Origin of the sequence: Nostoc sp. UIC 10607 (assembly GCF_047228265.1) — a bacterium.
In the GTDB taxonomy this organism is placed as follows: Bacteria; Cyanobacteriota; Cyanobacteriia; order Cyanobacteriales; family Nostocaceae; genus Nostoc; species Nostoc foliaceum_A.
The window spans coordinates 26,450-38,846 of sequence record NZ_JBIQNW010000019.1 but is presented as its reverse complement, the minus strand read 5'-3'; the positions used below and the strand labels follow the sequence as shown (position 1 = coordinate 38,846).

Genomic DNA, 12,397 nt, shown 5'->3' with positions numbered 1-12,397 from the left:
AAGTAGTTCACAATATTGATAACTGATTTCTGGCGATCGCTTCAGATATAATAAATTTCTTACGCCAACCTACTTAGCTGCCAGTAGAACAGTAGTATCGCTCCCCTAAGTTCCAAAGTTTCAGCGCAACTATCAGAAATACAATGCCTGCCATTGGAGAGACGTAGCAAAACCACAAAGGCACTAAAAAAGTATCTTCTTTTTCAAGCACTGCAAGCAAAGGAAAATAACTCACGCAGGCAAGTGGTATAAAGAAAGTGAAGAATCGCTGAAACCATTTGCCATAAATTGAAAGAGGATATTGAGCCGTTTCGACTCCTCCATAAGTGAGGATATTCATAATTTCGAGCGATTCAATAGTCCAAAATGTGAGCGTTGCTTGCACAATAACGATACCAATAAAAAGGGCAACGCTACCAATAAATGAAGTGCCCAAAAGCCACCATGTTTTCAAAGTAAAAGGAATGTGGAGAGTTGAAAGCGACCACCCGGTAACAATAAGCCCTTGAGAAAATCTTCCTATTCGTTTCAAGGTAAATTCTGTCCCCAGAAGTTGAAGTACTGTGGTGCGTGGACGAAGAAGTAAACGATCAAAGTCTCCATTCTTAATTATTTTTCCAAATGAATCAAACCCTCGTCCCAGAGCATCAGCACAGGCGAAAGAAATATTTACCATTCCATAAAAGAGAGCAACTTCACTCAGAGTCCACGTACCAATATTATTAAAACGAGTAAAAAGTGCCCATATTCCGAAAAATTCAACAAAGGTTCCGAGAAAATTCCCTACTACTTGAAGCAAGAAGGACACTTTGTACTGCATTTGTGATTTTAAAGATACAGAAATATATTGGAGGTAGAGAAAAAAAGCATTCACACTCATCCTCCTTGAATTACAAGCTTTTTTACACCACGGTTCACAAGGAAACGCCCAAGGATAACAATCACAACTATCCAGAAAGTTTGATGCAGCAATACATGAAATAGTTCATTGGGTAAAAGATTACCAGTAAAAAGACGAAAAGGTTGGTCAACAAGCCCTGAAAAAGGAAGTGCATTCAAAAAAGGCTTGCTCCACTCAGGAAAAAGTGGCAGAGGAACAATCATTCCAGACAAGATAATAATCAGAGTGGGGAGGATACTATTAATTCCCTCACCAGAAAGTGTCCACATCATTGATACAGTCAGAAGCATAGTCAATGCAGACGAAAGCAGAATTGCACCAATAAAGGAGATAAAAAAAGCAACAAAAGAAGCAAAGGAGGGTGGAAAAGAAAGCGATCGCTCCGAAAGCCCGACAATGGGAAAAAGGAAAATTGTCACACAAAGAAGAGGAATAGCACGAAGTATCAAGGGTGCTGTGCGAAGCGCCAAAGCGCGAGTAAACCAAAAATTATAAAGGTCAGTGGGCCGCAGAAGATCGTATCCTACCGCACCGGAACGGATCAAGTCTTGAATCTCCTTATCACCTGACCAAGGGACAATCGCCATCAAAAACGCCTGTCCAAGCCATACATATCCTACAGCCTCACGAAAAGTCAGAGGTTGAGCAGAGGTTGTGTTAGTGAAGAATGCTTCTAAAACCATAACTTTCACGAATCCCCAAAATAGCTGAGTTGCAATCCTAGCTAAAGCAGCAGTCCGATATTGCAGCAGTAGTGCAAATCTCGCAACAAACAGTGACAAATAGGCTTTCATCCGAAAATCCCTCCTGACTTCGCATAAAGTTCAGCAACTATCTCTTCAATAGGTGGATTTTCCACAAAAAGATCCTCTACTTCGTGTTTTGAGGTAATCTGGCTAATCAGGGACGCAGCAGAAAGCTTTGTGGGATCGAAGGCAAGAGTTACGGTACGACCTTCTTTGGAGATGATACTGACCCCTTCTTCTTCAAAGGAGAAGTCATCGTTTGTCAGGTCTATTCTTAAGTAGCGACGCGAAGAAACTTGAGAACGCAGCGTTGCTAGAGTTCCATCACAAAGAATTTCACCTCCACCAATAATAATTATGCGATCGCACAATGCCTCGATATCATCCATATCATGGGTAGTCAGAATAGTGGTTACTTTATGAGTTTTATTCAGCGCTTTAATAAATTTTCTGACAGCAAGCTTTGAAACTGCATCCAGACCGATAGTAGGTTCATCTAGAAAAAGGATCTCAGGTCTGTGAAGCATTGCTGCTGCAAAGTCACATCGCATCCTTTGACCAAGGCTTAATTGCCTCACAGGCGTAGAGAGAAAGCTTGATAGATCAAGCAAATCAATCATTTCTTGGCGTGTCTGGCGATACTCTGAATCGGGAACGCGATAAATATCCCGCAGCAGATCGAAGGACTCAATCACTGGTAGATCCCACCATAGTTGCGATCGCTGACCAAACACTACTCCAATACGACCAACATGCCGGATTCTATCTTTCCAGGGAGTTCGTCCGCCAATTATGCATTTCCCACCCTCAGGGACTAAGATCCCACTTAAAATTTTAATGGTAGTTGATTTCCCGGCTCCATTTGGGCCGATATACCCTACAAGTTCTCCTTGATCAAGGGAGAATGAAACTCCTTTCAACGCATGAACAACTCTTGTTTTTCGCTGCACAAGTCCTTGGATTGAACCGAAAAGCCCAGAGGAGCGTTCAGACACAAAAAAAGTCTTTCTGAGGTCTTCGACAATAATGTGAGACATATATTATTTCAAGTTTTTTCGCAATAACTTGCAGCAGTTTTGATCTTATTGAAACACGTCAAACTGCCAGATATTTTTGTAGGCAAGTATCATTTTATATCGCCTCAAATTTTCAGGTTATGCCTATGGCAACTCCTTCAGGTGTACACGCAAAATTCCTTGAATTACTTGTTGTACAGCTTCTTTACTCAAGCTACCATCTACCCGCATAATTCGTGAGGGATAGGATGCTGCTAACTCTGCGTATCCTTGCTGAACGCGCCGATGAAAAGCGATTGTTTCTTGTTCAATGCGGTCTAGTCCTACTCCATCTCCCCGTTTGCGGGCCAGTCCCACTTCGACATCGACATCTAGCCAAATAGTTAAGTCACTTTCTAAACCACCAGTGGCAATATAATTAAGCTGATTGATTAAACTCATGTTCAAACCCCGACCATATCCTTGATAGGCAATGGTAGAGTCAGTGTAGCGATCGCATAAAATATATTTCCCGGCTGTGAGGTTTGGTTTAAGTTCTTGTTCAACGTGTTGCGATCGGTCGGCAGCATACAACAAGAGTTCTGTCACTTGTGCAACTGGTTTATCCTCTGCTTTTTCTAGTAGCAAGCGGCGAAGGTGTAAGCCTAACTCTGTTCCTCCTGGTTCACGAGTTAAAACCACAGAAATACCCAAACTTTCCAACCACTCAGAACAAAGCTGCATTTGGCTGGTTTTGCCACAGCCTTCAACACCTTCAAATACAATTAGTTTGCCACCCATGCTTTTTAAAGTTCGCTGCAATAAACTTGTTCGCTGACGTTTGATCAAGAATAGCGCGAAGTGTTACAGGCGGGCGAGACGCTCACCCTACAATCAGTAGTTAGATATTTTTGTATTTGGCAGTCTCTAAATACACAAAAACAAGTTTTTGGCAATTTGGCAGATCAACTATTTTTGATACTGGTATTTTTGGGATTGTGCAACGAGTGTAGCAGAAGTTGTCCTAACCAGGTGCTCGATATTTTTAAGTTACTTCTGTAATTCCTGGAAGACATCAATTGCAGCTAGTGATTTCAACTGGGATGTAAAGGTATCGGTGCATAATCAACTCATACAGGAAATTAATTATGTCGGGCGTAATTAAACGTCGTCAATTTATTCAGGCAACGCTGGCAGCAACCGCAAGTATAGGTTTACCTAGCATTGCTTCTGCATATCGTGGTGAAGAATGTGTAGAAGCGCTAGTGATTGGTAGTGGTTTTGGTGGAGCAGTTGCAGCATTGCGCCTTGGTGAAGCTGGAGTTAAAACCATAGTATTGGAGCGAGGACGACGATGGCCAATCACCGCCGCAGGTAATACTTTCTCCACATATCAGAATCCAGATGGTCGGTCTACTTGGTTAAGTCCGACTACAGTTATATTTAACCAAGTTCCGATTGATGTATACACTGGTGTCCTGGATGTTAAAGTAGGCGATGGCATCATTGTTTATCGTGGGGCAGGAGTAGGAGGCGGTTCGCTAGTCTACAACGCAGTTAGTTATCAGCCAACTAAAGAACTTTTTTATCAAGTCTTTCCACGCAGCATCAAATATGAGGAACTGGATAAAGTTTACTATCCAAGGGTGCGTTCCATCCTCAACCCATCTCCAATACCAGATGACATTCTAAAAACTGACTACTATTTGGCAAGCCGGATCTTATTAGAGCAAGCAGCCAAAGCTGGTTTAAAAGCTAAGAAGCTTGATGTCGCTGTTGATTGGGATATCGTTCGACAAGAAATCGAGGGTAAGAAGGTTCCTTCTGCGATCGCAGGTCAAGTTTACTATGGCCTTAATAGTGGTGCAAAAAATAGCTTAGATCGAAATTATCTCAGCATGGCAGAAGCTACTAAAAAGGTGGAAATCCGACCCCTACACGTGGTAAATACAATCGAGGAATACCATACTGGGCGTTTCCGAGTTACCTGCAATCAAATCAATGAGCGGGGAGTTGTACTGTCCAAAAAATCCTTTATCTGTCGCTATCTATTTTTAGCAGCCGGTTCCATTGGTACCACTGAATTGCTTTTGCGTGCTAAGCACAATAGGACATTGCCTCGTCTGAACAATCAAGTCGGAAAATTGTGGGGAACTAACGGTGATGGGGTGAGTGCGATCGTCACTTCTGGTCAAACTAATGCCACACTGGGTGGCCCAGCATCGGTAGTAATTGAAGACTTCGACAATCCCATCGCTCCATTAGTCATCGAGCAACTTCCTTTTCCGATAGTTCCCCAAGGTGTGTTGGCTCCTGTGAGCCTAGCGATCGCCAAGCCGGAGGGCTATCTGAGTTACAATACTTCTACGCAGTCAGCTAATCTATTCTGGCCCAAGAACTCAGCCAACAATCAAAAAATTACCCAGGCTAACCAGTATACTTACCAACTGCTCAACCAAGCTAATGGTACAACTTTTGGCGCACCGCTTGACTTTAGTGCTACAGCTCATCCCCTTGGTGGTGCAACTATGGGTGCTGTATGCAACACTTATGGAAAAGTCCACGGCTATTCTAACTTATTTGTTGTTGATGGTTCTCTCATTCCTGGTTCGACTGCCTGCACTAATCCATCGCTAACTATCGCGGCTTTAGCGGAGCGGTGCATGGATCGCTTTCTCAACAAGAAGCTTCCTGAAAGTGCAGAGTGGGAATAAGAAAGCAGGAGGTAAAGATCGCACCATAAAGACCAAATTATGGTGTCAAGAAATGCTGGTGTTGTCAAACTTTTTCTCTGATAAGAGAATAAAATCTAAGTGTAATTCCGAGCCAAAAATCTTTGTTCAGAACATTTAGGAGATGGGAACTCTAGTAGTCTGTCAATAAATAATTGATGGATAAATTCCCTGTAGAGACGGCGATTTATCGCGTCTCTCTAACCGTCAAAATGAATTTGACAGACCACTAGCTAATAACCCAAGTTGCTAGTTATGCTTGCAGGTGTTCAAATGGCGTTGCATAAATAGCTTGACTTGCTAATTGGCCTATTATTCCCCATTGGTGTCATGGGAATAGATGCAGTGATTCGCCGCGTTAACTTCCCTCTATTTCATCCCAATTGGTGGATACAGCGATATAAATCGCGTCCTGTGGTAATTATCATAGACTCAGTAGACATCTCCAGGTAAGCATCCTGATATTTTTACTGTGCAGCGCAGTAGGAGTTGGCTGGTTATTCGGTGACAAACTTAACAAAGTCGTGACTACGGGAGGCGAAAATCTGTTTGTGGTGTTGCTGATGACAGTGGCATTTGTAGGAGTAGCGATCGCTTGTTGGACAAGTTTACCGCAAGTGGTAGCGATCGCAGAAGCCAGAGAAGTTGCCTATGGTCTGTCCTATCACCAGCAAACCAGGCAGAGACTATGAAAATCAGTTAGAAGACCAAGACTTCCGAGTTGGTAAACTAAGTTTAAGCCCTTGCTACATTCGCCCTAATATTATTGCCACGGTTGATAAAACTAATGTTATTCGATTTATCGGAAAACTAAAGGATGAAAAAATCAATGAAGTCATTACTGCAATTATTGAAATCCTTCAAAAGCCGCCCGAACCTCCGCCACCAGAATCAAGAGCATTAGAACGAGGCAAAAGTTCCAGAAAATAAAGTTTATAAGTTGAGTAAAGTTTGACTCAACAAAGTCTATATTTAATGTTGAATACTTGTAATCGTTTGAGATAAATAACGGTTTAAACAATATTTCACAGCATTAAGGAAATAGAGCAATGTTAAAAGTTTTTGCCGATCGCGGTGGTACATTCACAGATATTGTTGCCGTGACTAATAATCAGGCAATTATAGACAGACTCTCAAGACATCCTGAACGTTTTTTAATTATTTCTCTACCGAAAGATCAATGGATTATAGTTTATAAACTGCTTTCAGAAAATCCCGAGCAATATCAAGATGCAGCCATTCAAGGGATACGGGATATTATGGGTATTTCTAGCAACGAACCCATTCCTACTGAAGCCATAGAAGTCGTAAAAATGGGGACAACAGTTGCAACAAATGCATTGTTAGAAAGGAAAGGCGATCGCGTTGTTCTTGTCATCACCAAAGGGTTTAAAGATGCCCTACGAATTGGCTACCAAAATCGTCCTAACATCTTTGCTCGTCATATCGTTTTACCAACCATGCTATATGAGCAGGTAATTGAGATTGATGAACGTTATGATGCTCATGGAAATGAGTTAATCCCTGTAAATATTCAACAAGTCAGAAATGACTTACTAGCAGTATACAACACAGGAATTCGGAGTTGTGCTATTGTTTTTATGCACAGCGATCGCTATCCTGAACACGAACAACAAATAGCCCAGCTTGCCCAAGAAATCGGCTTTACGCAGATATCTGTATCTCATCAAGTTAGCCCATTAATGAAGTTAGTCAGCCGAGGAGATACAACAGTAGTCGATGCTTATTTAACTCCTATTCTACGTCGTTATGTCAACCAAGTAGCGAGTCAGTTACCTGGAGTCAAATTAATGTTTATGAAATCTGATGGAGGTTTAGTCTCAGCCCAACAATTTCAAGGCAAAGATAGTATTTTGAGTGGACCGGCTGGCGGTATAGTCGGCGCAGTTCAAACTAGTAAAAGGGCAGGTTTTGAGTTAGTTATTACCTTTGATATGGGAGGGACAAGTACAGATGTCGCCCACTTTAAAGGAGAGTATGAACGACAACTAGATTCGGAAATTGCTGGGGCGCGGATGCGAGTTCCCGTATTAGCAATTAATACCATTGCTGCTGGAGGCGGTTCCATTCTTTCTTTTGATGGTTCTAGCTATCGTGTCGGCCCTAAATCTTCTGGATCGAATCCTGGGCCTGCTTGTTACCGACGCGGGGGGCCATTAGCAGTTACTGATGCCAATGTGATGTTAGGCAAAATCCACCCGAAATATTTTCCATCGGTTTTTGGAATTGATGACAATTTACCTTTAGATAAAGATACTGTCATTCAGCAATTTATACAATTAGCCCTAGACATTCAAACCGCTACATTAAATCATTCTACTCCCGAACAAGTAGCTGCTGGATTTATTGCGATCGCAGTGGAAAATATGGCGAATGCAATTAAAAAAATTAGTCTGCAACGGGGTTATGATGTCAGCCAATATGTGCTTTGTTGTTTTGGCGGCGCAGGCGGCCAAGTTGCTTGTTTAATTGCCAATACCTTGGGAATGAAAAAAATATTTCTTCACCCTTATGCTGGAGTTCTCTCTGCTTATGGAATGGGATTAGCTGATATGCGGGCAATTAGAGAAGGAGGTGTAGAACAGCCTCTCAGTCAAACATTAATTACTAAATTGCATCTGTTAATGGAATATTTAGAAACTCAAGCTATAAATGAAATAGATGAGGTGCATAGTCAAGTAGAAATAGTCCAGAAAGTTAACTTAAAATATGAGGGAACTAACTCTACACTGACCGTCAATTTTGCCGATGAAGTAGCAGTGATGCGGCAAGAATTTGAGGTGGAACATAAATCTCGATATGGTTTTATTCAATTAGAGAAAGCTTTAATTGTCGAATCAGTCTCAGTAGAAGTAATTCAGAAAATGGAGACTCTCGAAGAGTCTTTAATTATTAGGACTCGCCCTTTAGACGAAGCACCTGCATCTGTTGAGACAGTAAAGATGTTTACTGCTGACAGATGGCATAATACTCCTGTTTATCTACGGGAAGATTTACAACCAGAAGATAGTATTCATGGGCCTGCGATCGTTGTAGAAAAAATTAGCACGATTGTAGTAGAACCTAACTGGCAAGCGAGATTAACTAAACGTAACCATCTAATTTTAGAATGTTTATAGACTAGCTGTTCTACTAAAAATTTCTTATCATCGCTACACTAAAATCAACACGATTTTACAATAAAAAGTCTATCCATTCATGGCCACTCACTAAGGCGGTGAGAAGCCCACTTGCTTTTTGGGGTGTCCGGGATAGCCGCCCCGCCACTGTTGACTATTGAGGGTTAACAGTCATCAGTCTTTCGTTTTATCCAATCTCCTTTTAGAGGTAAGCTTAAAAATGTTAAAAAAAGTTTAAGCGATTCTTAGACAATTTTTTAAGGAGTTAAAAATGTACACAACATCTCAACCAGATCCCATCCGCTTAGAAATTTTCAAAAATCTCTATCAATTTATTGCAGAGCAAATGGGAATTGTTCTGCAAAATACAGCAGCATCTGTAAATATCAAAGAAAGGCTAGATTTCTCCTGTGCCATTTTTGACTCCTCTGGATTATTAGTCGCTAATGCCCCGCATATTCCTGTACATTTAGGCTCAATGAGTGAAAGTGTCCGCAGTTTAATTAATGAAAAAAATGACACTCTAAAACCAGGGAATGTATATCTATCAAATAATCCTTATAACGGGGGAACACATCTTCCTGACGTAACTACAATTACCCCTATTTTTGACGAAGACAAAAAACAAGTTATTTTCTATGTTGCTTCTCGCGGACATCAAGCAGATATCGGTGGAATTACTCCCGGTTCAATGCCTCCCCACAGTACTACAGTAGAAGAGGAAGGAATTATTTTTGATAATTTTCTCTTGGTTGAAGAGGGAAAGTTCCGAGAACTCGCAGTAAGAGAGCACCTTTCAAATCATATTTATCCTGCTCGTAACCCTAACCAAAATATCGCTGATTTTAAGGCACAAATTGCTGCAAATGAACGAGGAGTTATTGAACTCCGTAAAATGGTTTCACAATATGGGATCGAGACTGTCCAAGCTTATATGAAATTTGTACAAGCTAATGCTGAGGAGTCGGTCAGAAAGGCTATCCATCTTCTTAAGAATGGCTCATTTGTTTATGAAATGGATAATGGGGCAATCATTCAAGTAAAAGTTACAATATCCCAAGAAAATCGCAGTGCTACAATTGATTTTACTGGAACTTCTGAGCAACTAAATAGTAATTTTAATGCTCCTAAAGCTGTAACTCAAGCAGCAGTATTATATGTCTTTCGGACATTGGTTGATGATAATATTCCTCTTAATGCCGGGTGTCTTAATCCTCTAGAAATTATTATACCGAGTGGCTGTATGCTGAATCCAATTTATCCAGCAGCAGTGGTAGCGGGTAATGTAGAAACTTCTCAAACCATTGTTGATGCTTTATATGGCGCTTTGGGTGTCATGGCTGCTTCTCAAGGAACGATGAATAATTTTACTTTTGGGAATGAGCAATATCAATATTATGAAACTATCTGCGGTGGCTCTGGAGCAGGAATTGATTTTGATGGAACTGATGGTGTTCATTCTCACATGACTAACTCCCGCTTGACCGATCCAGAAGTTTTAGAAACCCGTTATCCTGTACTTTTAGAAAGCTTTAGCCTTCGTCCCGATAGCGGTGGCAAAGGAAAACATTCCGGCGGTAATGGAGTTGTCCGCCACATCAGGTTTTTAGAACCAATGACAGCTAATATTCTCTCTGGACATCGGGTTGTCCCTCCCTTTGGGTTAAATGGTGGGGAAGCTGGAATTGTCGGACGCAACTGGATTCAACGTCAGAATGGAATTGAAGAGAATTTAGATAGCACAGCAACAGTAGAGATGAAACCTGGGGATGTTTTTGTGATAGAAACTCCTGGTGGAGGCGGATTTGGTAAAGTCTCCTAGCGACTTTTCATCTCTCAGAATTTCAGCAGTGTCTATTTGTCATATTGATTGGCAAAAGTTTTTATCTGTAATAACATTTATCAATCCAAATTCGCATTTCTTCTTCTGAACCAAAACAGGCAGAACGTCCTGTCATTGGATCGTAGGCACGCCAACAAGAAATGTGACCATGCCAGTCTGATTCCTGCCACACTTGGAGGTCAGAACCACTAGTCATCCATATGACCAAATGTTGCCAATATTTTTGTAAATTTAACAAAAAATTAAATTTATTCATAGTGAAAGCACCTGATACACAGTGAACTATTACTTTTACTTTCACGTAAGTTTTTTCAACTGAGAAGGTACAGTTTTGGTAGATTTTATCTAGTACAGTTAAACGCTATCTCAACTGGTATAGTAAAAATTCCCTCAACTGTACTAGGTAAACTTGGTAAAAATAGTTTATATTGCCAGTATTGATGATTATTTAGTCATTAACGAGTGCGCCAAAATGAACATTTTATTAGAACGACAGTCACGCAAACCGATTTATTTACAGATCCGCGATCGCATCAGTCGTCTCATTAAATCTGGCGCACTCAAAAGTGGCGATCGCCTCCCTTCTATCCGCTCCCTGGCAGAAAGTTTACAAGTTAACAAACTCACGATTATTGAAGCATATAACGTTTTAGAAGCAGATGGTATTGTTTCTGCTCATCAGGGTTCGGGATATTTTGTCAGCAGCGTTTCTGTTAAGAGTGCCAACTTAGAATCTACATTTGCTCCAGCCCAAAATGTCATAATTACAAAACCAGGAAAGTGTTCTTTTTATGAGATGTATACTCCACTGGTGCAAGCACAAACTCAGCCAGGAATGATTAATTTTGGCTACGGTTATCCTCGTCCACCCAAAGATATTAACCTCATTGCCAGACGAGCATTAAGACAAGATGATGCTGATATTTTCTTTCCCCATGAGATGCCTCAAGGACAACTAACTCTGTGCAGACAAATTGCTCAGATGCTAGTGCATCAAGGATTAGAGGTTTTTCCAGAAGATTTAATTATTACTAATGGCTCTCAGCAAGGGTTGTCATTAGCGATGAATTATTATGTAAAATCTGGTGATTGGGTGATTGTCGAAGCTCCCACCTATTATGGTGCAATTTCTATCTTAGAAAACTTAGGAGCCAAGATTATTGGCATTCCCATGACTGCGGAGGGAATGAATTTAGATTTATTAGAGCAATATCTCCACAGCCACCGCCCGAAATTAATTTATACGATTAGTACTTTTCATAATCCGACTGGATTGACGACAACACAAGCTCATCGTCAACAATTATTAGAATTAGCTGAGAAATATGAGTGTCCAATTTTGGAAGATAATGCTTATGAAGGAATAAATTTTGATGCTGTGCCAGCGCCAATTAAAGCTTTAGATAAAAATAATTTAGTGACTTATTTAAGCACCTTTTCTAAAACTTTAATGCCGGGTTTACGAGTGGGCTATATGGTAGTTACAGGTAAGCATTATCAAGCAATTATTGAGCGGAAGTTGCTCCATGACTTGCACACATCCAGTATTTCGCAAACAATAGTTAGCGAATATCTCGCTTCAGGACATTACCGCCGTCACCTCAGCCGACTTCGCACAGATAATTTGCAAAGTCGTAATACCATGCTGCAAGCTTTAGAGCGTTATTTCCCTGAAGAGATCCGGTGGACAGTTCCCACGGGAGGATTATTTCTCTGGGTACAGTTACCAGATGATATTCCGATTGGGACAATTCGTAAGGAAGCCTTTGCACAAAATGTCTACTTGGCGTGCGGTTCGGCATTTTTCCCCGATAAACAGGGTTATCCAGCGATGCGTCTGACTTTCTGTATGCCGCCAGAGGAGATTGAGCAAGGTATTTCGATTGTGGGTAAGTTGCTGAAAAAGTATATCTCCAAAGGATGCGTAGATACAGAGCGGCTTGTTGTTAAACATCGCGTATCTAATTATCAGCCGCTTGTTCACAGTTTGTAGTCTAGGTTTCAATACGCTTGGGTTAAGGGCTAATTGTACAAAATTGT

Annotated in this window: 11 protein-coding genes; 6 read left to right on the top strand and 5 right to left on the bottom strand. The window is 41.0% G+C overall.

Going from position 1 to position 12,397, the window contains the following annotated elements:
* Positions 1-73: 73 nt before the first annotated feature.
* From ACEYW6_RS17750 to tmk, 4 genes are all read right to left on the bottom strand, one after another.
* Positions 74-880: an ABC transporter permease gene (locus ACEYW6_RS17750; RefSeq protein WP_412980755.1), complete on the bottom strand. Its 807-nt coding sequence runs from the start codon at positions 878-880 to the stop codon at positions 74-76.
* Positions 877-1,695, bottom strand: a complete 819-nt coding sequence (locus ACEYW6_RS17745; RefSeq protein WP_412980754.1) for an ABC transporter permease — start codon at positions 1,693-1,695, stop codon at positions 877-879. Before ACEYW6_RS17745 ends, ACEYW6_RS17750 begins: the two co-directional genes overlap by 4 nt.
* On the bottom strand, positions 1,692-2,684 hold the full coding sequence (locus ACEYW6_RS17740; protein WP_190899602.1) for an ATP-binding cassette domain-containing protein: 993 nt from the start codon (positions 2,682-2,684) through the stop codon (positions 1,692-1,694). Before ACEYW6_RS17740 ends, ACEYW6_RS17745 begins: the two co-directional genes overlap by 4 nt.
* Positions 2,685-2,807: 123 nt before the next feature.
* The gene (tmk, locus tag ACEYW6_RS17735; protein ID WP_196512738.1) at positions 2,808-3,443 is read right to left on the bottom strand and encodes a dTMP kinase; all 636 of its coding nucleotides are present in this window, start codon (positions 3,441-3,443) and stop codon (positions 2,808-2,810) included.
* Between the two features lie 347 nt (positions 3,444-3,790).
* Between tmk and ACEYW6_RS17730 the strand changes: the two genes are divergently transcribed.
* The 5 genes from ACEYW6_RS17730 to ACEYW6_RS17710 all read left to right on the top strand — a co-directional run bounded on the left by ACEYW6_RS17730 (position 3,791) and on the right by ACEYW6_RS17710 (position 10,336).
* Positions 3,791-5,356 carry a GMC oxidoreductase gene (locus ACEYW6_RS17730; RefSeq protein WP_412980753.1) on the top strand — a complete coding sequence of 522 codons (1,566 nt, stop codon included), beginning with the start codon at positions 3,791-3,793 and terminating at the stop codon, positions 5,354-5,356.
* Positions 5,357-5,898: 542 nt separating this feature from the next.
* Positions 5,899-6,066 (top strand): hypothetical protein, encoded by a 168-nt coding sequence (locus tag ACEYW6_RS17725; RefSeq protein WP_412980752.1) that lies wholly within the window; start codon positions 5,899-5,901, stop codon positions 6,064-6,066.
* Positions 6,026-6,304, top strand: a complete 279-nt coding sequence (locus tag ACEYW6_RS17720) for a type II toxin-antitoxin system PemK/MazF family toxin (RefSeq protein WP_412980751.1) — start codon at positions 6,026-6,028, stop codon at positions 6,302-6,304. The genes ACEYW6_RS17725 and ACEYW6_RS17720 overlap by 41 nt, the downstream gene beginning before the upstream one ends.
* Positions 6,305-6,423: 119 nt before the next feature.
* A complete protein-coding gene (locus ACEYW6_RS17715; RefSeq protein ID WP_412980750.1) occupies positions 6,424-8,514 on the top strand; it encodes a hydantoinase/oxoprolinase family protein in 2,091 nt (696 codons plus the stop codon).
* Positions 8,515-8,785: 271 nt separating this feature from the next.
* The gene (locus ACEYW6_RS17710) at positions 8,786-10,336 is read left to right on the top strand and encodes a hydantoinase B/oxoprolinase family protein (RefSeq protein ID WP_412980749.1); all 1,551 of its coding nucleotides are present in this window, start codon (positions 8,786-8,788) and stop codon (positions 10,334-10,336) included.
* 61 nt (positions 10,337-10,397) lie between these two features.
* On the opposite strand, the gene ACEYW6_RS17705 is transcribed toward ACEYW6_RS17710, so the two are convergent.
* Positions 10,398-10,613, bottom strand: coding sequence for a hypothetical protein (locus ACEYW6_RS17705; protein WP_190895542.1), 216 nt, complete (start codon positions 10,611-10,613; stop codon positions 10,398-10,400).
* A gap of 216 nt (positions 10,614-10,829) precedes the next feature.
* Here ACEYW6_RS17705 and ACEYW6_RS17700 point away from each other — a divergent pair, with 216 nt between their 5' ends.
* Positions 10,830-12,350: a PLP-dependent aminotransferase family protein gene (locus ACEYW6_RS17700; RefSeq protein WP_412980748.1), complete on the top strand. Its 1,521-nt coding sequence runs from the start codon at positions 10,830-10,832 to the stop codon at positions 12,348-12,350.
* The last annotated feature ends 47 nt before the right edge of the window (positions 12,351-12,397 follow it).

Bases quoted from the DNA above. Each gene is read 5' to 3' on its own strand.
- ACEYW6_RS17750 (WP_412980755.1), bottom strand. From the start codon at position 880: ATGAGTGTGAATGCTTTTTTTCTCTACCTCCAATATATTTCTGTATCT.
- ACEYW6_RS17745 (WP_412980754.1), bottom strand. From the start codon at position 1,695: ATGAAAGCCTATTTGTCACTGTTTGTTGCGAGATTTGCACTACTGCTG.
- ACEYW6_RS17740 (WP_190899602.1), bottom strand. From the start codon at position 2,684: ATGTCTCACATTATTGTCGAAGACCTCAGAAAGACTTTTTTTGTGTCT.
- tmk (WP_196512738.1), bottom strand. From the start codon at position 3,443: ATGGGTGGCAAACTAATTGTATTTGAAGGTGTTGAAGGCTGTGGCAAA.
- ACEYW6_RS17730 (WP_412980753.1), top strand. From the start codon at position 3,791: ATGTCGGGCGTAATTAAACGTCGTCAATTTATTCAGGCAACGCTGGCA.
- ACEYW6_RS17720 (WP_412980751.1), top strand. From the start codon at position 6,026: ATGGTCTGTCCTATCACCAGCAAACCAGGCAGAGACTATGAAAATCAG.
- ACEYW6_RS17715 (WP_412980750.1), top strand. From the start codon at position 6,424: ATGTTAAAAGTTTTTGCCGATCGCGGTGGTACATTCACAGATATTGTT.
- ACEYW6_RS17710 (WP_412980749.1), top strand. From the start codon at position 8,786: ATGTACACAACATCTCAACCAGATCCCATCCGCTTAGAAATTTTCAAA.
- ACEYW6_RS17705 (WP_190895542.1), bottom strand. From the start codon at position 10,613: ATGAATAAATTTAATTTTTTGTTAAATTTACAAAAATATTGGCAACAT.
- ACEYW6_RS17700 (WP_412980748.1), top strand. From the start codon at position 10,830: ATGAACATTTTATTAGAACGACAGTCACGCAAACCGATTTATTTACAG.